Here is a 23648-nt window from a genome sequence, read left to right as displayed (position 1 = left end):
CTCCCAGATGCCGAAGGCGAAAGCGTAAGGTGGGGTATCGGGAATGAAAATTTATCGTCCACTTTGGCAGGACGGGGCCGCGCTGGCCCCGCAACAGTTCCAGCAGCAGGCCCGCTGGAGTGCGCACGTTGCCGACAGGGTCGCCCGGATGGGCATTTCTCACCCCTGGGGTGTCGGGGCCGCAGAGTTCGACGACGCTGCGCTAGCGCTCTCGCGCCTGAACGCCACCCGTCTGGTGGTGCGCTTTCAGGACGGTACCCTTGTGGATACGGACCTGGCAGACAATCTTCCTCCGGTCTGTGATTTGTCTGGCGCAGCCGGCCGTGAGGCTGTTGACGTGGTTGCCGCGCTGCCGCTACTGAGCGCCAGTGGCGGCAACCTCGATAACGGCCAGGACAGTGAGCGCCCGCGTCGCTGGAAAGCCGAGCGCGTGGTGGTGCAGGACCTGGCAGGCCATGAAAGCGGGGAGCTGGCCATTCTGCGTAATGCCCTGACCCTGCGTCTCTCCAGCCAGGAGAACACGGCCTGGCTGACCTGTCCGGTGGCCCGCCTGGTGCGTAATGCGCAGGGGCAGTGGAGCCGGGATCCGGCCTTTATCCCGCCAATGCTTTCCCTTTCTGCCAGCCCGTGGCTGATCGCCGGACTGGGTGGCCTGCTGGTCCGGCTGCAGGCCCGCCGTCGCCGCCTGATGGCCATGCGCCGTGAGAGTAATGCGCGGATGGCCGACTTTGCGGTCGCGGATGTGTCCCTGTTCTGGCTGCTCAATGCCCTGAACAGTGCGGAGCCGGTGCTCACGGAGCTGCTGCAGACGCCCGATCGCCACCCGGAACTGCTGTACCGCGAACTGGCCCGTCTTGCCGGCAGCCTGCTGACCTTCTCACTGGAGCATGACGCCGGGGATATTCCTGCTTATCAGCACGATGCGCCGGAACAGATATTCCCGCCGCTGCTCACACTGCTCGATAAGCTGCTGGAAGCGAGCCTGCCGTCACGGGTGGTGAGGATCCACCTGGAGCATCAGGACCAGATCTGGAAAGGTGCCCTGCACGATGCGCGCCTGCGCGAAGGGGCCGATTTCTACCTCTCAGTACGCTCCTCCATGCCGAACCACGAGCTTCAGACGAAATTCCCGCAGCTGTGTAAAGCGGGCAGTTTTGATGATGTTTCAGAGGTGGTGAATGTGGCCCTGAGCGGGATGGTGATCGCGCCCCTCGCCCATGTTCCGGCGGCGATCCCGCTGCGTCTTGAGAACCAGTATTTCTCGCTGGATCTGAGTACTGAGGCAGCACGCTCCATGCTTGAGGCGGGCAGCTGTACCTTCTATACCCCGCGCTCACTGGGGGATGTGGATCTTGAACTCTTTGCGGTACTGCGTACATGAATAAATCCGAACTCAGCCAGACAGAACGTATCTTCTACCCGGGCTGGCTGATGGCCAGCCAGCTGCGGGGCGGTCAGGAAGTCCGTGACGGGGAGGGGCTCTATCGCCGGGCCTGCCGGCTGGTGCAGGAGGCGGGAACTGCGCTCACCGAGGCGGGCTACAGCGACATCAGCCGCGACCATATGGTGTATGCCCTGTGTGCCCTCCTTGACGAGAGCGTGATGAACCGGGGCACCACCGATGATGGTTACCTGACCTGGCGTCGTGACCCGCTGCAGGCGCACTTCTTTGGCACACTGAACGCCGGAGAGGAGCTGTGGGAACGCATCCGGAACCTGCTGAAAGAAACCGCTCCTGATGCAGCCGTGCTGACCTGTATGTACCGGACCCTGCAGCTGGGGTTTGTGGGTCAGTATCGCGCCCGGGATGATGAGCGTCGTGAGGATATTGTTCGCGCGCTCGCTGAACGGGTGCCGGCGTTCACCCTGGCGCAGGACGCCCCCCTTGTTGCCCGCGCTTCACGCCTGCACAGTGGCCGTCGCGGGTACTGGCTGACCTGGATTGTGGCCGCTGTCGCCCTGGCGGCACTCTGGTTCGTCCTCTCATCTTCGCTTGCCGGGCTGGTAAGCCAGACTATCAGGCCGGGGTAAGCGATGCGGGATGCGTACCGGAGTCTGTTAACTGCCCTGGGTGCCGTCCTGGCGCTGTGGCTCATCCTGGGATTCTGGCCCCTGTCCACGGGCAGCCGTGTGGCACTCACGCTGCTGGTCGTTCTAGCATCCGGCGTGATGTTCTGGCGGCAGCGCCGGGCCTCTCAGACGCGGGCGACCGCTGTCAGGGAGATGGCGGGTGAAAACCTGCCGCCGGACGATTTTCAGGGGGCGGTGATCCTCGTCTGCGGTGACAACACGCCTCTCTTTGTGTCCGGATCCCGTCACCGGGAAACCCGGCAGGGCTGGTATCTGTGGGTGAAGGATGCAGAACAGCTGCCGCTTTTTGCACAGCACCTGAGTCGGGTGCGTCCGGCCCTGGTGTCGCAGATCTCCGTCCTGCTGGCGGTGATACCTGAGCAGCACACATCCGGGGATGATTTTACCCAGTCTCTGCGGGGCTGGCAGCGTGCTGTTGTCCGGTGCCGTGCGGCATTCGGCACCCTCCCGCCGCTGTGGACCGTGACCTGGGTATCGCCTCCTGCGGCCTGCGCGAAGGCGGAGTCCGTCTGGTTTACCACGGTAAGCCAGCGAAGCGGCATTCAGGTCTGTCAGCCCGGTCAGGGCAGTGTGTCACTGACGGAGTGGACCCGCGAGACCGGGCCAGACGGACGGCTTTCCCGTCTGAGCCAGGGGCTGTGGCTGCACAGCCTGCTTGCCTGGCAGAACAGCGCAGTCAGTGACCTGCTGACGGTACGCCACGGCGAGCTGCCGGTGATAAAGCCCTGCGTGCAGGGCATGTGTATGGTGCCGGTGAACGGTATCGCGGCCAATCTCTGGCAGCAGCACATCACCTCCCTGACGGCGCTGCCACCTGCAGCGGCCGTGACCACTGAGCCACTGCCGCTGCCAGAACTGCTGCTGCCGGCGTTACCGCGCAGGCGTGGCGTCAGTCGCAGAATGGTGTTCTGGCGTTACGCCGGATTACTGGGTGGAATTTTCCTCGCGCTGGTCATGCTGGCGTCCTGGATGAACAACCAGCGCCTCATCCGTAATGTTGGCGATCATCTTGCGTTATATCACCAGCTGACGGGTAAGCCTGTTGCACCAAAGCTGCGGGCGCAGCAGCGGCTGCGTGCCGATGACGCATTGCTGGACGACTGGCAGCGCCGCGGGGAGCCACTGCGTTATCGCCTGGGTCTGTATCAGGGGCTGCGCCTGGTGCCGCCCATTGAGGCCGCCGTCAGTGACTGGGCACCTCCGCCACCGCCTCCACCTGTCATTAAGAAAATCATTCAGGGTCCGAAAACCATCCGCCTCGACAGCATGTCGCTGTTTGATACCGGTAAAGCGGATCTGAAGCCGGGTTCGACCAGGGTGCTGGTGAACTCACTGGTGGGTATTAAGGCCAGACCGGGCTGGCTGATTGTGGTGGCCGGATACACCGATAGCAGCGGGGATGAGAAACCTAACCAGCTTCTCTCTCTGCAACGCGCCGAGTCAGTCCGTAACTGGATGCGTGACACGGGCAGCGTGCCGGAGAGCTGTTTTGCGGTGCAGGGCTATGGCGAAAGCCGCCCAATCGCAACCAATGACACGCCGGAAGGGCGAGCGCTCAACCGCCGTGTCGACATCACGCTGGTGCCGCAAGCGAATGCCTGTCAGGTGCCGGGTAATCACAGCGTTGCCATGACCGGCAGCGCCCTTAAAAAGTAAGAAGGAGTTTTGACATGGCAATTCCGGTTTATCTGTGGCTGAAAGACGACGGCGGTGCCGACATCAAGGGTTCCGTCGATGTGAAAGATCGTGAAGGCAGCATCGAAGTTGTCGCCCAGAAGCACGATCTGTACATCCCGACCGACAGCAACACCGGCAGGCTGACCGGCACGCGTATTCACACGCCGTTCAAATTCACCAAGGAGATCGACTCCTCCAGTCCTTACCTGTACAAGGCGGTGACCACCGGGCAGACCCTGAAATCTGCCGAGTTCAAGTGGTACAAGATCAACGACGCGGGCCAGGAGGTGGAGTATTTCAACACCAAACTGGAGAACGTCAAGCTGGTGAAGGTCGCGCCAGAAATGCACGACATCAAGGACCCGGCCTACGAGAAGCATAACCATCTCGAAACCATCGAGCTGCGTTATGAAAAAATCACCTGGACCTACAAAGACGGCAACATCATTCATTCCGACTCGTGGAACGAACGGGCTACTGCATAAGCCCCCGGCAGACGGTTTTCCGTCTGCTGTTTTTGTTTTCTGAGCGGTCAACTGTGACTGCTGAGCAAACAAAAACACAATTTGATACCGACCTCGTGCGCTTTGGTCTCCTGAATATCAGGAAACAGCGATGGGCGGTAGCGTGTCCAGGAACCGATAAAGAGAGAGAGTCATGGAAAATCCCGCCATTCTGCTGCGTCGTCTCAACCCCTACTGCGCCCGTGCGATGGAGGGGGCCGCCGCCCTGTGCCAGACCCGGGCGCACGCGGACATTCTGCCGGAGCACTGGCTGCTGAAACTGCTGGAGCAGGGCGAGGGGGACCTGATGGTGCTGGCCCGTCGCTACGAGTGGGACATGGACTCCCTGTGGCAGGATCTGATCGGCTGGCTGGACGCGCTGCCGCGCTCGGTCCGCAGCCGCCCGCAGCTGGCTGAGAGCACGCAGACGCTGATGCAGGATGCCTGGCTGCGGGCCTCGCTGGCCGGTGAGGAGCAGATCCGCAGCATCCACCTGCTGATTGCCCTGGTGGACAGCCCGAAACTGATCCGCTGCGATGGCCTGTGGCCGCTGCTGACCCTGGGCCAGAGCCAGCTGGCGCGCCTGCGCCCGCTGCTCGATGCGCAGTCCGATGAACGCCCGGAGGTTCAGCAGGACGAGGCGCTGATGCAACGTCACGGCGGTGAGGTGGAATTTGCTGGCCGCCCGGCCGGGGCCGGGATAAAAGAGGATCAACCCGATCCGGCGCTACAAAGCGTGCTGGACAGATTCACCCTCGACGTCACCGCCAGAGCGCGGGAGGGCAGTATCGATCCGGTGTCTGGTCGCGATACGGAGATCCGCCAGATGGTGGATATTCTCTCAAGACGGCGCAAGAACAACCCTATCTTGGTCGGCGAGCCGGGCGTGGGCAAAACCGCGCTGGTGGAGGGGCTGGCGCTGCGCATCGCCGGGGGTAACGTTCCGGACAGCCTGAAAACCGTCAGCCTGCGTACCCTCGACCTGGGTTTACTCCAGGCGGGCGCGGGCGTGAAAGGCGAGTTCGAGCAGCGGCTGAAAAACGTCATCGATGCGGTGCAGCAGTCGCCCGTGCCGGTGCTGCTGTTTATTGACGAGGCGCACACCCTTATCGGCGCGGGAAACCAGGCGGGCGGCGCGGATGCGGCCAACCTGCTGAAACCCGCCCTGGCGCGGGGCGAGCTGCGCACCATCGCCGCCACCACCTGGAGCGAGTACAAACAGTATTTCGAACGTGACGCCGCACTGGAGCGCCGCTTCCAGATGGTGAAAGTGGACGAGCCGGATGACGACACTGCCTGCCTGATGCTCCGGGGCCTGAAAGGCCGCTATGCGCAGCATCACGGGGTGCATATCACTGATGACGCCGTGCGCGCCGCCGTCACGCTCTCCCGCCGCTACCTCACCGGACGCCAGCTGCCGGATAAAGCCGTGGACCTGCTCGACACCGCCTCCGCTCGCGTGCGCATGAATCTCGACACCGTGCCGGAGCCGCTGACCCGCATGAAATCTGCCATCACTGCGCTGGAGCTGGAAAAACAGGCGCTGCTGGAGGATGTCGCGGTGGGAAATGGTCCGCACGGCGAACGGCTGGAGGCTATCGACAGGGAGGAGGTGAACATTATTCTGCAGCTTGACACCCTGGAGACGCAGTATGGACAGGAGCTGGCGCTCACTGAACAGCTGCTGGCCTGCCGCGCCGATATCTCCCGCCAGAGGGAGCTTGCCGCTCTGCGACACCAGCTTGCCGAGATCCAGCAAAGTAATCCTTTGCTGGAGGTAGACGTGGGTGTGCGCACGGTTGCCACGGTTATTGCCGACTGGACCGGGGTGCCGCTCTCTTCCTTAATGAAGGATGAGCAGACGGCGCTGCTGAGCCTGGAAGCCGCACTCGAAAAACGGGTGGTCGGACAGGCGGCCGCGCTGAACGCCATCGCGCAGCGGCTGCGCGCCGCTAAAACCGGGCTGACCCCGGAGAACGGGCCGCAGGGTGTGTTCCTGCTGGTCGGCCCCAGCGGAGTTGGCAAAACCGAAACCGCGCTGGCGCTGGCGGATGTGCTGTACGGCGGCGAGAAATCGCTTATCACCATCAACCTGTCGGAGTACCAGGAGCCGCATACTGTTTCCCAGCTGAAAGGCTCCCCGCCGGGCTACGTTGGTTACGGCCAGGGCGGCATCCTTACCGAAGCGGTGCGCAAGCGTCCATACAGCGTGGTGCTGCTCGATGAAGTGGAGAAGGCGCACCGGGACGTAATGAACCTCTTCTACCAGGTCTTCGACCGCGGCTTTATGCGCGACGGCGAGGGGTGCGAAATCGACTTTCGCAACACGGTGATCCTGATGACCGCCAACCTCGGCAGCGACCGCATCATGCAGCTGCTGGATGACCAGCCGGATACGACAGATGCCGACCTGCACGAACTGCTGCGCCCGCTGCTGCGGGACCACTTCCAGCCCGCACTGCTGGCCCGTTTCCAGACGGTGATCTACCGCCCGCTACCAGAAGTTGCCATGCGCACCATCGTCGGGATGAAGCTGGAGCAGGTCAGCCAGCGGCTGGCACGCCATTACGGCATGACAACGGATATCGACGAGAGCCTGTATGACGCCCTGACCGCCGCCTGCCTGCTGCCGGACACCGGAGCGCGCAATATCGACAGCCTGCTCAATCAGCAGATCCTGCCGGTGCTGAGTCAGCAGCTGCTGACCCATATGGATGCGAAACAGAAACTACAATCCCTGACGCTCGGCTGGAGTGAGGAAGAGGGGATTGGCATGGAGTTTAAACATGACTGAAGAAACTCAGGATCAGTTCAGAATTAAAGAAGGTGGTGTCAGGCTCCTTACGACGGGTGAGATACAGCTGGCACAATCTGTCTTTTTATCCACTATTGATTATTCGAAAGTGTGGATCCACAGAGATAGTTATCTCCCTTTTAATTTACAAGATAAGAATACGGCGATGACGCCGAACGGGGAGATCTATTTTCGTGATCAATACTTCGATGATTTCTCCCAAACGACAGACGATATTCAACATATGTTCATCCATGAAATGGGGCACGTCTGGCAACGTGCAAAGGGGATGAATGTCATCTTCAGAGGAATGGTAAGCTGGATGGTGAGTTATCATTATACACTTGATGGTCGCCTCTTAAGTGATTATCCGATGGAGCAGCAGGCGCAGGTTATTGCGGATAATTTTACGTTGCAAACGCAGGGATATAAGTTATGGTATCGATTGTGGGGCGGTAAAAATCCAACTATTACTTTAGATGGGGATACTACGGAGTCAGTAATACGTGAACAATACAACATTGCATTACGGGGGTTCCCATGGTGAAAATGTTTGGTTTTCGTATGTTTTGGTCGGTTGTTTTTTCTGGCATATTCCTGTTGACTTTAACTGGATGCCCTGGTCCGGGAGACAGGTTTATCCCCCATGAAACCACCTCTGTTAGTAAACAGGGAAAAAACATATGCTTTAACGTTACTGATGCTCAAGATTACCAACCTGCTGACATAGGGATAAATCCACGAGGAACCCCTGCGAAGGAAAAAGATTTTAACTTTTCACCTGGCCTTACGATCGTTGATGGGAAATTATGCATTCCCCCTTCTTTTTATCATTTCCCTGATAATGGAAGGTTCATTGTTGAATATATATTGATTTCAAAGAAAGATGATGAGCCACGTAAGTTCGTTGTTGGTGTGGGGATAAAAAATGGGGAGGTTTACAATTTTCCGTTGACCGATCGTGAAATTGCAAGGCCGTATGGTTCAATTCAGGTGTCTGAATAATAAATGTATAATTTTCTTTTTCGTACTCTCTAAGTACCTAAACCTGTTACTTGCCTGTCGGCGAGAAAGTCATGGACGGCAGGTTATTCTATGGAGCCAAAATAATGAGTATGACTGATGCGTTGAAGAATACCCTGTCTGCACTAACTGAAAGCGGGCTGAATCGCTACCGTTTGGATATCCCATCCTGTACCTCATTACTGGATGTGGAAGAGTTCAGCGGTAAAGAATGTATGAGTGAACTGTATTATTACAACGTCCGCTTCACCAGCAGCGATCTGAACATTGATGCCACACAACTGCTGAGCAAACCGGCCACGCTGACCATGGGCACAGGGCCGCTGATCGAGTTGACCGGCCAGAAAGTGGTACATGGCGTGGTGACGCATTTTAAGCGTATCAGTGGGTCACGTGACCAAGCGACGTACCAGATTATTATTGAGCCGTTCCTGTCTTTGCTGGGTAACCAGTTCCGCACCCACCGCTTTTTCGTCAACAAATCAGTGCCGGAAGTGGTCACCGAAGTGCTTAAGGAGCATGGCCTGAAAGGCTGGGAGTATGAGTTTACCCTCAAGGCTGATTATCCAAAGCGGGAGCAGATTAACCAGTACCAGGAAAATGACCTCGCCTTTATTGAACGTCTGCTGGCGGAGGTGGGAATATTTTACTTCTTCAGCCTGCAGCCGGACACGCAGACCGAGGTGGTGCACTTCGCGGACAAGCAGAGCGCCTGGACGTTTGGTAAAACGCTGCCGCTGAACAGCCCGTCCGGGGCAAATGACAATGCGGCTGACTCCGTGTGGGGCATTCACGTCTGGCACAACGTGGTGGCGCACTCCGTCACGGCCAGTGACTATAACCACCGTGAGGCGCAGAACGTCCTGACGTCCGCACCGGTAGACATGACCCGCGGCGACGGGGAGGGCAACACCTACGGTGATGTGTACCATTACCGCCCGCGCCATCGGGAGCGGGGTGACAAAATTAACCCAGCAGCGGAAACCGGCAACTTCTGGGCGCGTCTGGAGCACGAACGCTTTCTGTCCACCCAGACCACGGTGACCGGCAGCAGCACCGACCATACCCTGGGCCCGGCTCAGGTGCTCACCATCACCGAGACGGCTGTTCCGCCGACGCTGCCCCGTGAAACTGAAAACGGTCTCATCATCATCAGCGCCGGTTACACAGCCAGCCGGAAGAACGCGCTGCGGGTGGAGTGGGCGGCCATGCCGTATTACGAGAACCGCTGCTGGCGTCCTGCGGCTAAAAAGCGCCCGGTGGTGAGCGGTACCCTGATGGCACGGGTGACCAGCGCGAAAGACAATGATATCTACGCCTGGCAGGATGCATCCGGCCTGTACCGGGTGAAGTTTGATGCTGACCGGGATGACAAGCGTCAGGGCATGGAGAGCATGCCGGTGCGCTTTGCTAAGCCATATGGTGGTGACAAGTACGGCTTTCACTTTCCGCTGATCCAGGGTACTGAAGTCGCCATTGCGTTCCACGAAGGCGATCCGGACCGCCCGTATATCGCGCACGCGATGCACGACTCCCGTCACGTTGACCACGTCACCGAACTGAACAGCACCCGAAACGTCATCAGGACCGCCGGCCTGAACAAGCTGCGGATGGAGGACAAACGCGGTGAGGAGCACATCAAGCTCAGTACCGAGTACGGGGGTAAGACGCAGCTTAATTTAGGACACAATGTCGATGCTTCCCGCGCGCTGCGTGGTGAAGGTGCTGAGCTTCGTACCGATCGACACGTTTCCATTCGTGGCGGTACCGGGGTGTTTATCACAGCCGATAAACAACCGCTCGCCGGGGACAACATGCTCTCTATGCAGGAGGCGATTGCCCAGCTGGAAAATGCGCTGACGATAGCAAAAAGCTTATCCTCTGCTGCTGAAGGAGCTGATGCCCTGCCTGCAGATACTGCAAGTCAGCAGACGCTTAACGCGGCTCTCAAAGAACTCGCTAAGCCAGGGATCATACTGAATGCGCCTGAAGGCGTGAGTATCACCAGTCCTCAGGCTGTACGTGTAGCTTCGGGTGCTGCCAGTGTGGGGATTATGTCCCAGCAGAATACGGATATCAGCGCGATGAAGCGCTTTACGGTGGCGGCGGGCGAAGCTGTGAGTATGCTGGCCCGCAAGGCCGGGATGAAGCTTTTTGCCGCCAAAGGAAAGATGGAAATTCAGGCGCAGGACGATGCGCTGGAGGCTATTGCGAAGAAAGACGTCACGGTGACCAGTTTAGAAGGCAAAGTGATCATTACGGGTGCAACAGAGCTGGTCGTTAACTGTGACGGGGCATTTATGAAACTGGCAGGTGGAAATATGGAACTCGGCGCACCGGGCAATATTTTACTGAAGTGTGCCAGTGTCCAGAAAATGAGCAGTGCGGACTATGACGCCTCAGAGCCTGAACTTCCGCAAGGATACTGTGAGCGTTTTGTTGCACAGGACAAGGAATCTGGCGACATTCTGGCAAACACGCGATACCGGATCACCACGGCTGATGGTTCTGTTTATGAAGGGCGCACTGACAGTGAAGGTAAGACGGCTGAAATATTTGGTGCGGCAAAAAGCAAAATCAGTATTGAACTGCTCGGTGGCTGATTAAGGGAGTGAGTAAATGACTAAAGGTACACAGCAAAGTCGTCTGGATAACGTGAGTAAAAATACTATTGTCAACGGAGAGCATGACCCTCAGGTTTATTTTCACCCGGGCAGTGCAACATTACTCTGGGTTGATGCAAAAGATAATCGCTTATTCATTCAGGAACAGCTGAAAATGACAGCGTTGCTGGAAAAACAGAAGAAGGCGCAGAATGCTCTGGATGAACTCAATTTCGAGATGTTGACTCAGGCAGGTAAGAGGCCAAAACGTGCTTATGACAGCAAACTTCAGAGCGCTTACCAGCAACTCAATGACGCTAACGAAAAATTAAAGGCAGAACTTAAAACCCTGACTGCAAAGGTGCCCGAAGGGGAACTGCTCGATGAAAACGCCAAAGAGTCAGCTATAGGTCTTATGGAACTGATCCCCCTTCAGAAGACTGCCGGATTTAAAAGTACCTATGTCCGTTCTGACAAAATTCGCAGCCACTGGCGGAGATACAAGCTCAGTGAGGTGGATAAAGAAAGCGGAGAGGCCAGTTTCATTAAATATACAGATAAAGAAGTGACTGGCGTCGATGCTGACGGGAATGAAACAAAAAAAACAGTCAGGACAGGAAAAATAGATCCCGAAGAGCTCAGCAGACAATTAAAAGAAGCATCACACAACCTTAAGATTAAAGATGAGCTATTAGAAGACAGTAATGTTGTCCTTACTGACTGGGCGAAAAAAATGAATAAAGGGCTAACATGGCCCAGAGAAAGTGATAAACCTGAAGATGAGTCAACTTATCATCAGTATGTTGACATCAGTACACAGGCGCAGCTGATGCGCTACAGTCAGGGAGCCGGGCTGTCTGCTGAGTTTAACCCATTACACAAGAAAGCTGCCGCGAAGATGGAAGGCCACTCAACTTTTGCACTGGGTGAGGCAAAAGCGTCCGCTGAACTTTTTATTCCCGATCGGCTTGGTACCGCACTGTTGTTTCCTGCCAGAGCCTCTGCGGGTGCACCAGGTGGTGTCTGTAATATGGGGGCTATCCGGTACGTGATAAATGCGGTGTTATCCGGCAATGCCGGGGCAAGCCTCGGCATTGAACTGGGTGTAGAAGCCGACTTTAGTGACGAAATGGCAAAGGGCTATGGCATTAAGGGGAGTCCGGCGAAGCTGACACCTCCGCCACCGCCTGGCCAGAGGCAGGTTAATTTGACCCTTCCTCTACCTGATGTGAAAGCGGGTAGTGAAATTGGCGCTTTTGCTGGCATTCAGGCCGGTGGCAATGTCAGCGGTGCTATTGAATGGTTTGATCCTCATCCTGAAGAAGACAAGAAAATTGCTCATGACAGTAGCAAGCAAATTGTGAATAAAGAGAAGAAGTTTACCGCTATTGCCAAACTGTCTCTTGGCGTAACGGCTCAGGCCGGGGCAGGCGGATCTGCAGTTTTTTACGTAACGTATGTTAACAGCCGCTTCAGAATATATTGCAAAGCCTCACTTTGCTGGGGTGTTGGTGCCAAAGGTTCTTTGGGTTTTGAGGTCGATGGTAATTCGTTTGCAGCATTTATGAAAGGCTTTATGTATATGCTCAGAAATGTGGATTATCAAAAGCTTGAGGACATGATGCAACCAGATTCATTTAGAGCTTTGTGTGCGATACCAATAATACTGGCTGCGGAAAAAATTCAAATTGGTGTTGACATGTTTGATCATCTTGAAGACGACATTGATGGTATTTTAAGGCAGTTCAAACAGGCGTTAGATAATGAAGATAAGCGTGTGGCTCTGATGAAAAGCATCAATGCTAACCCAGACCAATTGAAATACACGCCACCCGAGACAAAAGGATCCATAATATTCCAGTTAATGGATGTTAATGCATTGGATGTTATAGATCAAAGAAATCAAAAAAAAGACACCAGTAAATGGGGGGTAATGCAGTTAAGGAAAACAGCAATAATGCTTTGCTTCAAGTGGGTGCAGAGTAAAGCGGATTATAATAATGTGATGCAGCATATGACGGCGAGGCCTGCTGCGGGAAAAGGGAATATTAAGGCCAATGAGCAAGCACTGTTGAACTTTTTAGGGACAACGGAGTTTGGATTTATGGGGAACTTCTCGACGCAATACCAACAAAACCTCCAGACTCTCTATGAAAGACTTCCCGATACTGTTGTTCCAGATGAACCCTTTAAACCAATTCCTCACGACGAAATGGAACGATATATCGCCTTGATTAATAACAACCATAACTCTACTACACAAATGGCGTAAGGCAGACTGTAATGAAAAAAATGAATATAGAAAAAATATTGTTGCTTCTTATTTTTACAATAGTTGCCTGTGACAGTTCATCAAAGAAGAAAGAGTTAACCAATAAGCTTGTTGATAGATCCATTGCAGACATGGTGAGCATTAAAGGTGGTGATTTTCTTATGGGAGACTTTGGCCCACTGGTTGGGGAAAAATTACCTTTTAGTATTCAGCGGGATGATAAGATACTGCATAAGGTTATTCTTAGCGACTTTATGATCTCGAAATATAAAGTCACAAATGCAGACTATAAAATTTACCTTGAGGTGACGGGTATCGCCGCTCCTCCTGTTGACAGTCTTGCCAAGGATTCTCCGTCTCTTCTGAGTGACAATTATTCTGTAACTGTCACCTGGCAGCGGGCAAAAGATTATTGCCTGTGGCTGGGGAATAAGTCAGGAAAAAAAGTAGATTTGCCGACAGAAGCTCAATGGGAGTATGCCGCTCGTTCAGAAGGTAAGTATTTACCTTTTGCAACCGATAATGGAAAAATTGAGCGTGGTAAAAATTACCCAACTTTTGATGAATTAGATAAATATACAGATGGACTGGGGCTTCCTATATACCCAATTGGTAAGTACCCACCCAACCCATCAGGACTTTATGATATGGGGTTAAGTGGAAAAGAATGGACGAATGACTGGTATGCATCAGATTATTATTCGCACTCTCCCGCCAAAGATCCACAGGGACCAGCCAAAGGGAAAAAGAAAGTACAGCGCGGAGCTGTAGGTGGGGATGACCAATATGCATTAACAATGTTCAGACAATCTTCTCCACCTAATCCGAAACCAGAAGATGATAGATATGACTATGATACTGGTGTTTTTCGTTGTGTAATCAATAAATGATTACCTGTATCAAACACAGTGTTGTTTAGGCGTGGTTATATTAGGTCAGGCATATGAAAAAAATAATTATTCTACTCGCTTTCACTCTTGTCGCCTGTGATAACCCTTCAGAAAAATCAGAGTTAGCCAGTAAATTGGTTGATAAATCACTCTCAAACATGATCGCTGTTAAAGGCGGGGAATTTATGATGGGAGACTTTGGCCCACTGGTTGGAGAAAAATTACCTTTTAGTATCCAGCGGGATGATAAGATACTGCATAAGGTTATTCTTAGCGACTTTATGATCTCGAAATATAAAGTCACAAATGCAGACTATAAAATTTATCTTGAGGTGACGGGTATCACCGCTCCTCCAGTTTACAGCCTTGCGAAAGGTTCTCCGATACTTCTGAGTGACAATTATTCTGTAAGAATTACCTGGCAGCGAGCAAAAGACTATTGCCTGTGGCTGGGAGAGCAGTCAGGAAAAAAAGTAGATCTGCCGACAGAAGCTCAGTGGGAGTATGCCGCACGTTCAGAAGGTAAGTATTTACCTTTTGCAACCGATAATGGAAAAATTGAGCGTGGTAGAAATTACCCAACTTTTGATGAGTTGCAGAAATATACTGACGGGTTATATCTTCCTATATACCCAATTGGTAAGTATCCTCCCAACCCATCAGGACTTTATGATATGGGGTTAAGTGGAAAAGAATGGACGAATGACTGGTATGCATCAGATTATTATTCGCATTCTCCCGTCAAAGATCCACAGGGACCAGCTAAGGGGAAAAAGAAAGTACAGCGCGGAGCTGTAGGTGGGGATGACCAATATGCATTAACAATGTTCAGACAATCTTCTCCACCTAATCCGAAACCAGAAGATGATGAATATGACTATGATACTGGTGTGTTCCGCTGCGTAGTTAATAAATAATAACCCATGATTTTTCTGATAATCGTATCTCGTAAGGTTTATGATATTTCAGAAATCCAAACAAGAGGGTGGGTTTATTTAAATAAAGTAGCCATAATGTGGCTTTCCAGGTTGTCATTAGAAATGTAAATCCAGCCATTTAAAAATCTGTTTTTTATAGCAAAAGGAAATTTATTATGTCTAAAGGTTTCGTATTACTCGGTGATAAAACCACACATGGTGGTCAGGTTATATCTGCATCATCGACAATGATTGTTAATGGTAAAAAGGTTGCGCTGGTGGGGGATAAAGTTAGCTGCCCGGTAGCGGGACATGGCATCAACACTATTATTGAAGGTTCATCAGAGTGGTCCTCAGACGGTAAAGCAATTGCTGTCAATGGTTGCCGCTGTGAATGTGGTTGTCAGCTGATATCCAGCGCACCGGATTGTGTAATAGGATAAGCAATGAGCTGGGAGCGTCAGAAATCAACGGTATCCGGGAAGCCTGAAGAACCCTCATTTGTTCTGTGGCTTGTGTTGGGACTAGCTGCGGTTGTTGGAAGTGTGATGCTGTTCGTCCTGCATGCGAACAAGCTTTCAGGGCCTTTACAGGGATTCAATCTTTGGGTCGTCACAGCAGGCCCCATCGTTATCTGGTTTTTCTTCCTCTGTCTGCGGGGCTGGCTTTTTAACAGTGCGTTTGATCAGCACGAGTTCGAGGTTAATGAGGCTGAATATGCCCAGCAGCAATGGACAGAATGGGCCGGGCGCAACGTTGCCGTACTGCACAGCAATGTCATTTTTCCGGGTGCTCTGACGCCCTGTCGTTTTTTACAGGCCACTGCTGAGCAAATGCAGCACACAACATTGTCGCGGCGTTTACCTCGCCCAACTGCCCGAGGTTGCTTCTCTCAACTACTTGAATGTGCCAGTGATGCCCTGGCCAGGGTTCCAGCGGATTTACCCCTCAGCGTCACTTTGCTGACGGATTCGCAGGAAGATCGCCTTACACTTCAGGACGCATTTACAACGGCCTGGCAGGACTCAGCGCCTTTGCGTCCTGTCCCTGTTCTGAATATACAGACCGCAAAATCCTTTATAGCACTGGATGAACGGATTAAATCACCCACGCTGGATGTGGATCTGATTCTGGTGCAACAGATTCAGGGGGAAGGTCGATACAGCGATGTTCTGGCCGCACTGCTGCTGACATCAGATGATGTTGCCACTAAATATCAACTCACACACGATGCCTGCCTGCTACGCCCAATGTTATTGGACATGGATGTTATAGAGAAATCACTGGATACGTTTTTCTCAACGCAGACTCAGGCCTGCGCCACAGAAAATATTATCGGCGATCGGGCTGACTGGGGCGATGTATTTGCGGACCTGCTTGAAGCGGCAGCTGAACACGCAGGGCGCTGGCAACCTGAACAGCTCCACTGGCTGGAACAATATGCCGGACTCAGCGGTCCCTTTTCCCCCTGGATAATGGCCGCAGTAGTCAGCGATATCGTGAATATACAGAAAGCAGACTGTCTGATGCTCTCCTCTGACAGCGAACAGAGATTTATTAATACAGTGCAAGCAGGGAACAGAAATAATGACAACAGGTAATTCGTCATGGCGTGGAGGGTGGGGCAGACTGGGGTTTTCTGCCCTTATTGCAGGGGGGATTGCCTGGTTAATCTGGCACGCTGGCGACCAGGTTGGGCTGCGCACTCCATTTCTGAAGAGCCTGGCATTTGCCGGTGCTTTACTTCTGATATTGATGTTTTCGCATGGCAAAACAATTGGCCTTGCCATCAGGCAGGGCTGGCATCGTTTTCAGGCCAGACGCAAAAGTGTGTTGCCTGTCGATGAAGGCCGCGTCAGGCAGACCGCACCCCGTAACGTCACCGTCACCGCAATACGTGAAGCCATGCGCACCCTCTACGGCCGCCGCTGGGGCAGCAAAGTCCGTATCCTGCTGATCACCGGTGCCGCCTCAGAGGTGGAGCAGCTGACCCCCGGTCTTGTCAGCCAGCTCTGGCAGGAAGATCGCGGGACACTGCTGCTGTGGGGCGGTGACCTCAACACCCCGGTTGACAGTGCCTGGCTGACCGCGCTGCGTAAGCTGCGTCGCCGTCCGGTGGATGGCCTGGTGTGGGCCACCTCAGCCCTGGACCAGCTCTCCGCGCCGGGACCGGAACCCTCGCTGCCGGTGCCGTCTGAAAGCACCATGGACTCCCTTTCTCACGCCATCAGCGAACGGATGAGCGTGCTGGGCTGGCAGCTCCCGCTGTACGTCTGGTCCCTGCATCCGCGCGCTGGTCAGCCGGCAGGGCGCATTGTGCAGGCCGCAGGCTGCCTGCTGCCTGCCGGGTGTCGTAGCGAAGAATTAACAGCACAGCTTGCCGCCCTGACGCCGGGCCTTATCGCACAGGGGTTGCAGCAGACCTGTGGTGAGGTGAAACATAACTTCTTGCTGCGGCTTGCCGACCAGCTCATTCGCGAACCAAAGAGTGTGACCGCGCCGCTTTCGGTAATGCTCAATCCGTACCGTCCGCTGCCGCTGGCCGGGGTAGTGTTCAGCCAGCCTTCTGCCGGTGCGGAACGTGCCGTACAGCATCACTGGGGCATGGATAAACGCTGGGATGCGTTGCCTGCGTCTGTCCGGATGCTTCCTGCCGCACTGCGTCCCCGCAGGCCAGGCATTCCGTGGCCGAAGGTGATGGCGTCTGTGGCTGCGCTTACGATGGTGGGCTGGGCTGGATGGATGGGTATCGCGTATATCACGAACCGCAGCCAGATTGCCGGTGCGAATGCCCAGGCTGCGATGGCTTCCCGGCAAAACCAGCCGCTGGCAGCACAACTGCATGCCCTGGCGGAGCTGCAAAAAACGCTGGCCCGCCTGCAGTATCGCTCTGAGCACGGCGTACCGTGGTACGAACAGGCCGGACTGAGCCAGAACAGTGCCCTGCTGGCGGCCCTCTGGCCACGTTATCAGGACAGCGCCCGGCCGCTGCTGAGGGATGCAGCCGCAGACCATCTGCAGAAGCAGATTAATGCCTTTAATGCGCTGCCACCGGACAGTCCGCTGCGTGAACAGAGGGCAAAAACCACGTATGACCAGCTGAAGCTTTACCTGATGCTGGCCCGCCCGGAACATATGGATGCGGCCTGGTTCAGCTCTGCGCTCCTGAACGACTGGCCGAAGCGTGATGGTGTAAAAGACGGGGTATGGCAGGGCGTGGCCCCGTCACTGCTGTCGTTCTGGGGCGCGCAGCTCACGACACATCCGGCGTGGGCGTTACGGGCAGATGAAAACATGGTCAGCCAGGCGCGTTCCCTGCTGGTTCGCCTGATGGGGATGCGTAACAGCGAATCGACCCTGTACCAGAAGATGCTCTCTCAGGTGGCGCATCTCTATGTTGATATGCGCCTTGAAGACATGACCGGCGATACCGATGCCGCCCGCCTGTTCAGCACTAGCGAGGTGGTGCCCGGGATGTTTACCCGCCAGGCCTGGGAGCAGGCGGTACAGCCCGCCATCGGGAACGTGGTGAAAAACCGTCGGGATGAGCTCGACTGGGTGCTGACCGACAGTAAACATAAGGTGCAGGAAGATCTCTCCCCGGAAGCGCTGAAAAAACGCCTGACGGCGCGTTACTTTGCCGACTTTGGCGGTGCCTGGCTGGTGTTCCTCAACAGCCTGCGCTGGAACCAGGCCGCCACGCTGTCGGATTCCATTGACCAGCTGACCCTGATGGCTGACGTGCGTCAGTCGCCGCTGGTGGCACTGATGAACACCCTGAACGTACAGGGGCGCACCGGGCAAACCGGCGAGGCGATTTCCGATTCGCTGGTGAAATCAGCGAAAAACCTGCTGGGTGGTGACAGCGAGGATGCCATTGATCAGAGTGCCGGTCTGCATGGCCCGCTGGATGCGACCTTTGGCCCGGTGCTGGCGCTGATGGACAGGAGCCGCACGGGCGCACAGGCGCAGAGCTTAGAGTCGTATCTGACCCGGGTGACGCAGGTGCGTCTGCGCCTGCAGCAGGTCACCAGTGCCGCTGACCCGCAGGCAATGACCCGGACCATCGCCGAGACGGTATTCCAGGGCAAAGCGGTGGATCTGACCGAAACCCGCGACTATGGCAGCCTGATTGCCGCCGGGCTGGGGCAGGAGTGGAGTGGCTTTGGCCGCACCGTGTTTGTCGATCCGATGGAGCAGGCCTGGCAGCAGGTGCTGACCCCGGCGGCGGACAGCCTCAATGCCCGGTGGCAGCAGGCGGTGGTGAGCGAGTGGAACACCGCCTTTGGTGGTCGCTATCCGTTCAGTGACAGCAGCAGTGAGGTTTCATTGCCGCTGCTCGCTAAATACCTCAATGCGGATTCCGGGCGTATCACGCAGTTTCTCCAGACCCGCCTTAAGGGCGTACTGCACAAGGAAGGTAATCACTGGGTGCCGGACAGCATTAACGCCCAGGGGCTGACCTTTAACCCGGCGTTCCTCAACGCCATCAACACCCTGAGCCATATTTCGGATGTGGCCTTTACCGAAGGCAATGCCGGCATGAACTTCGAGCTGCGTCCGGGCACGGCCGCTGGCGTGATGCAGACCGACATGATTATCGACAGCCAGAAAATGACCTATGTGAACCAGCTCCCGGTATGGAAGCGCTTCACCTGGCCTGCCGATACTGAGGCACCGGGGGCTGACTTAAGCTGGATCAGTACCCAGGCGGGAACCCGCCAGTATGCGGATATCCCGGGTAGCTGGGGCTGGATCCGCCTGCTCGATAAAGCCGCCGTCAGTGCTTACCCGGGTGTCGGCAGCAGCTACAGCCTGAGCTGGAAGGCACAGGACGGTCGCACGCTCAATTACACCCTGCGTACCGAAGCGGGAGAGGGGCCGCTGGCCTTGCTGAAACTGCGTCATTTCCGCCTGCCGGAAACCATCTTCAACACGCCCGACGCGGCTGTGCCGGGCCAGGTTGCCCGTGCAGGCAATGATGCCGGGGAGGTCTACTGATGAGCACCTTTCACAGGAAAAAATGAACTAATGGACGATTTGACCCTGCGTTATTACGACGCAGAAATGCGCTACCTCCGTGAGGCTGCCAAAGAGTTTGCCCAGACCCACCCGGACCGGGCCGCCATGCTGGATCTGGATAAGGCCGGCACGCCCGATCCGTATGTCGAACGCCTGTTTGAAGGCTTTGCTTTCTCGATGGGACGGCTGCGGGAGAAGATTGACGACGACCTGCCGGAACTGACGGAAGGGCTGGTGAGTATGCTCTGGCCACACTACCTGCGCACCATTCCGTCACTCTCGATGGTGGCGTTCACGCCCGCGCTTCAGGCCGTGAAAATGGCGGAAGTGATGCCCGCCGGCCTGGAGGTGTACTCCCGCCCGGTGGGACCGAAAAACACAGTCTGCCGCTACCGCACCACCCGGGATGTGATGCTCAATCCTCTGAATATCTCAGGGGTGACCATGACGACCGAGCCTGACGGGCGTTCGCTGCTGCGGATGCGTTTTGCCTGCAGCATGCAGGCGGACTGGTCCCATGCTGACCTCAGTCACCTGAGTCTCTATCTTGGTGCAGATGCCTCCGTCAGCAGTCAGCTGCATCTGATGCTGACTAGACGGCAGGCCGCACTGTATATGCGCCTGCCCGGGCAGACCGATCGTATTCGCCTTGACGGGTACTTCTCGCCGGGAGGATTTGCTGAGGAAGACAGGCTGTGGCCGAAAGGCGATACGGCCTTCAGCGGGTATCAGCTGCTGCTGGAGTACTTCACCTTTCGCAACAAGTTTATGTTTGTCCATCTCAATGGACTGGACGGTATCACGCCGCCAGCAGGGGCCGAGTACTTTGACATTGAGGTCGTGTTCAGTACGCTGTGGCCATCAGACCTGCCGGTCAGTGATGACGCGGTTCTTCTTCACTGTGTGCCAGTGATTAACCTGTTTACGCTGGAAGCGGACCCGCTCACCATCACTGGCCTTGAAAGTGAATACCTGCTGCGCCCCAAACGACTGCAGGACGGACACACCGAGATTTATACCGTGGATTCGGTCACCGGTTCAAACCGGACCCGTGATGCCGAATACGTGCCATTCAGCAGCTTCCGCCACAAGGGAGGGATGATGCGCCGCCAGGCACCGCCCCGGTATTACCACACCCGTGTTAAGCGCGGTGTCACCGGGCTGTATGACACCTGGCTTATCCTCGGCGGTCACCAGTGGGAAGAGGACAGACTTGCCGGGCGCGAAGCGGTGTCGCTGCAAATCACCGGCACCAACGGCCAGTTACCGCGCCGGGCACTGCAGAGCACGCTGCTGGACCGCTGCGAGCAGGTGGTGCAGACGCCGCTGTCGGTGAAAAACCTCTGCAAACCCACGCTGCCGGTTTACCCGCCTGCTGAAGATCGCTTCCACTGGCGGGTGCTGAGCCACCTGGGCTCAGGGTTCCTGAACATGATGAGTACCGCCGAAGTCCTGCGTGGCACCCTGGCGCTCTATAACTGGCAGGAAGATGAACTGAACACCCGGCGTCTGGAGGCGATTCAGCACGTGGAACATCACCGTCTTCAGCGTTTTGAACAGGGCTATCTGCTGCGGGGCTTGGATATTGAAGTGACCCTCGACAGCAACGGGTTCACGGGGGAGGGGGATATCCACCTGTTTGGCGAAATGCTCAACCGCTTTTTTGCGCTCTATGCCGACATGAACCAGTTCAACCAGCTCACGCTTATTGTTCAGCCAGAAGGAAAATGCATCCGGTGGAAAGAGAATCACAGTCCGCGCCTGCCCGGCTGATGGCGCAGCTGGGCGACCGGCTGCCGTATATTAACTTTTATCGCTTTTGCCAGCTGCTTGAGCAGAGCCAGCCCGATAAGCCTGTCATCGGCAGCACCTGGCAGGTACGACATGAGCCGGTGCGTTTCCGGCCACATCCGGGGATGGGCTTCCCGGCCTCGGAGATCAAGGCGCTGGAGCCGCCAGCCCATCCGCACCTGCCGCACACGGTGCGTGTCACTTTTATGGGACTGTACGGCGTGGAGTCCCCGCTACCGACTCACTACATTGACGATATCACCCGGCGACGCGAGGGCTATGAAGCCACGGCCGATTTTCTCGATATCTTTAACCACCGGCTGATTGCCCAGTACTACCGTATCTGGCGGAAATACTCCTATCCGGCAACCTTCGAAGACGGCGGAAAAGACAGGACCTCACAGTACCTACTCGGACTCGCGGGGCTTGGGATTGACGGCTGTGTGGAGAGTATTGCGGCACCGGCATCACGCTTTCTGGCGCTGCTGCCGGTTATGCTGTTACCGGGACGAACGGCCGAAGGGATGGCGTCCCTGGTTCGACTATTGGCACCGGGGACGCAGGCGAACATCTGGCACCACGACAGGAGACGTGTCCCGCTGAAAAAGCCGCTGGCCATGAGCCTGCGCCAGCCCGTTACTCTGGCAAACTGCCCGGTGATGGGGAGCTATGCCACCGATGTGAACAGTCAGGTGCTGATGCAGCTCACCACCACGGATCCGCAGGAAGTGCAGGGCTGGTTACCCGGAGGTGATCTTCACACCGATCTCATGGCGCTGCTGCATGTCTATCTCGGGTCACGTCTCGATGTTCGTCTGCAGCTGTGTGTTGCGCGAAGCCTGCTTCCGGAGGCGACAATAAACAGCCAGCCGCGTCCGGGAGCCGGGCAGCTCGGATGGACGGCCGTCATGCGCCCTCTGAATTCAGATGCCGCAGCGCAAACACACACAATCCTCATTAACCTGGGCCGCTATGAGCGGGTCCAGGAGAATATACACCGCAGGGAGACTGATGAAGATGGCGACTACCGCTGGTAAAACCACCTTATTTGTACTGACGTCGGGCATCGCGATGATCCTGGCAGGCTGCGGCCTGACCCAGGACGTCGCGGACGGCACGGCAGCCGTGACCAGGTCTGTTTTTTACAAGCAGGTGAAAACCCTGCATCTTGATATCCGGGCGCGTGAGGCCGTCAATAAAAATGCCGGCGGTGTGCCGCTGTCCACGGTCATACGCATCTATCAGCTTAAGGACCGCAAGACGTTCGACAGCACGGATTATCCGTCACTGTTTGCAACCGACAGCCAGGCCATCAAAGCCGATCTGGTTGCAGAAAAAGATATCCGCCTGCAGCCGGGTGGGGCGGTGATGATCGATATGCCGATGGATGACAATGCGCAGTATGTCGCCGTAGCAGGGATGTTTATCTCCCCGGATCAGGCTAATAACACCTGGCGGGTGATATTAAGCCGTGACGATCTGGATGCGGACAAAGCCCGGATCATCGAGGCAGGCAATAACCGGCTGACGCTTAAGGCAGTGAAAGATGAATGACAGACCACGCCCGTCGCTGTACGAAACCCTCTTCAACAATTTCACAGGTGATCTCGCTCTGAACCAGGCCACTGAAGAGAACCAGGTGATCCTGTCCGTGCTGGACAACATGCAACGCATTTTAAACTGCCGCGCCGGGACACTGGCGCATCTGCCGGATTACGGTCTGCCGGATATGACTAAAATCCTGCAGGGTATGCCGGGGACCGCTCACGAAATGATGAGCACGCTGTCGGCCGTTTTGCTTAAGTATGAACCACGGCTGAAAAGCCTCAGCGTTATCCTTCTTGACCAGACGATCCCCGGCGAGCTGCGCTATGCCATCGATGCCGAACTGAAGGGCGTGGGCCTGGTGCGCTATGGCACCGAATTTATGCCAGAGGGACGGGTGTTTATCCGTCACCTGAAGCAGCAAAATTACGTCGATTAGATCAAACGTTTTCACGTATCAGCGTGAGCACTAGCCGTTTACGTGATTCGGTCAACCCGGATTTTCTAAACTAACGCCTCG

18 protein-coding genes are annotated in these 23648 nt (G+C 55.7%); all 18 read left to right on the top strand.

Annotation, left to right across the window (positions count from 1 at the left end):
• The first annotated feature begins 43 nt into the window (after positions 1-43).
• The 18 genes from tssK (at position 44) to tssE (ending at position 23567) form a co-directional block, all read left to right on the top strand.
• Positions 44-1381: a type VI secretion system baseplate subunit TssK gene (gene tssK, locus EV102420_RS09170; protein WP_042391141.1), complete on the top strand. Its 1338-nt coding sequence runs from the start codon at positions 44-46 to the stop codon at positions 1379-1381.
• A complete protein-coding gene (gene tssL / locus EV102420_RS09165) occupies positions 1378-2031 on the top strand; it encodes a type VI secretion system protein TssL, short form (protein ID WP_042391140.1) in 654 nt (217 codons plus the stop codon). The genes tssK and tssL overlap by 4 nt, the downstream gene beginning before the upstream one ends.
• Before the next feature lie 3 nt (positions 2032-2034).
• Positions 2035-3747 (top strand): OmpA family protein, encoded by a 1713-nt coding sequence (locus tag EV102420_RS09160; protein ID WP_172462257.1) that lies wholly within the window; start codon positions 2035-2037, stop codon positions 3745-3747.
• 14 nt (positions 3748-3761) lie between these two features.
• The gene (locus EV102420_RS09155) at positions 3762-4253 is read left to right on the top strand and encodes an Hcp family type VI secretion system effector (protein WP_042391139.1); all 492 of its coding nucleotides are present in this window, start codon (positions 3762-3764) and stop codon (positions 4251-4253) included.
• Positions 4254-4425: 172 nt separating this feature from the next.
• On the top strand, positions 4426-7065 hold the full coding sequence (tssH, locus tag EV102420_RS09150; protein WP_042391137.1) for a type VI secretion system ATPase TssH: 2640 nt from the start codon (positions 4426-4428) through the stop codon (positions 7063-7065).
• The gene (locus EV102420_RS09145) at positions 7058-7612 is read left to right on the top strand and encodes a hypothetical protein (protein ID WP_042391135.1); all 555 of its coding nucleotides are present in this window, start codon (positions 7058-7060) and stop codon (positions 7610-7612) included. Before tssH ends, EV102420_RS09145 begins: the two co-directional genes overlap by 8 nt.
• The gene (locus tag EV102420_RS09140) at positions 7606-8070 is read left to right on the top strand and encodes a putative T6SS immunity periplasmic lipoprotein (protein ID WP_255211671.1); all 465 of its coding nucleotides are present in this window, start codon (positions 7606-7608) and stop codon (positions 8068-8070) included. Before EV102420_RS09145 ends, EV102420_RS09140 begins: the two co-directional genes overlap by 7 nt.
• 104 nt (positions 8071-8174) lie before the next feature.
• A complete protein-coding gene (locus EV102420_RS09135) occupies positions 8175-10691 on the top strand; it encodes a type VI secretion system Vgr family protein (protein ID WP_042391133.1) in 2517 nt (838 codons plus the stop codon).
• Positions 10692-10707: 16 nt separating this feature from the next.
• Positions 10708-12963: a hypothetical protein gene (locus tag EV102420_RS21855; protein WP_077776513.1), complete on the top strand. Its 2256-nt coding sequence runs from the start codon at positions 10708-10710 to the stop codon at positions 12961-12963.
• 11 nt (positions 12964-12974) lie between these two features.
• Positions 12975-13853 (top strand): formylglycine-generating enzyme family protein, encoded by an 879-nt coding sequence (locus EV102420_RS09125; RefSeq protein WP_042391131.1) that lies wholly within the window; start codon positions 12975-12977, stop codon positions 13851-13853.
• A gap of 53 nt (positions 13854-13906) precedes the next feature.
• Positions 13907-14770 (top strand): formylglycine-generating enzyme family protein, encoded by an 864-nt coding sequence (locus tag EV102420_RS09120; RefSeq protein ID WP_042391130.1) that lies wholly within the window; start codon positions 13907-13909, stop codon positions 14768-14770.
• 176 nt (positions 14771-14946) lie between these two features.
• Complete coding sequence (locus tag EV102420_RS21295) at positions 14947-15213, top strand: PAAR domain-containing protein (RefSeq protein ID WP_072015222.1); 267 nt, start codon at positions 14947-14949, stop codon at positions 15211-15213.
• A gap of 3 nt (positions 15214-15216) precedes the next feature.
• Positions 15217-16371, top strand: a complete 1155-nt coding sequence (locus EV102420_RS09115) for a KPHS_23130 family T6SS system protein (protein ID WP_042391128.1) — start codon at positions 15217-15219, stop codon at positions 16369-16371.
• Positions 16358-19771: an ImcF-related family protein gene (locus EV102420_RS09110; protein ID WP_042391127.1), complete on the top strand. Its 3414-nt coding sequence runs from the start codon at positions 16358-16360 to the stop codon at positions 19769-19771. The genes EV102420_RS09115 and EV102420_RS09110 overlap by 14 nt, the downstream gene beginning before the upstream one ends.
• A gap of 30 nt (positions 19772-19801) precedes the next feature.
• Positions 19802-21565: a type VI secretion system baseplate subunit TssF gene (gene tssF, locus EV102420_RS09105; RefSeq protein ID WP_042391126.1), complete on the top strand. Its 1764-nt coding sequence runs from the start codon at positions 19802-19804 to the stop codon at positions 21563-21565.
• Positions 21520-22620 (top strand): type VI secretion system baseplate subunit TssG, encoded by a 1101-nt coding sequence (gene tssG, locus EV102420_RS09100; RefSeq protein WP_042391125.1) that lies wholly within the window; start codon positions 21520-21522, stop codon positions 22618-22620. Before tssF ends, tssG begins: the two co-directional genes overlap by 46 nt.
• Entirely contained in the window at positions 22601-23137 is a 537-nt protein-coding gene (tssJ, locus tag EV102420_RS09095) for a type VI secretion system lipoprotein TssJ (protein WP_172462258.1), read from the top strand. Before tssG ends, tssJ begins: the two co-directional genes overlap by 20 nt.
• Positions 23130-23567: a type VI secretion system baseplate subunit TssE gene (gene tssE, locus EV102420_RS09090; RefSeq protein ID WP_042391123.1), complete on the top strand. Its 438-nt coding sequence runs from the start codon at positions 23130-23132 to the stop codon at positions 23565-23567. Before tssJ ends, tssE begins: the two co-directional genes overlap by 8 nt.
• Positions 23568-23648: the final 81 nt, after the last annotated feature.

Source organism: Pseudescherichia vulneris NBRC 102420 (genome assembly GCF_000759795.1).
GTDB lineage: Bacteria > Pseudomonadota > Gammaproteobacteria > Enterobacterales > Enterobacteriaceae > Pseudescherichia > Pseudescherichia vulneris.
This window is presented reverse-complemented; position numbering and strand designations above follow the sequence as displayed.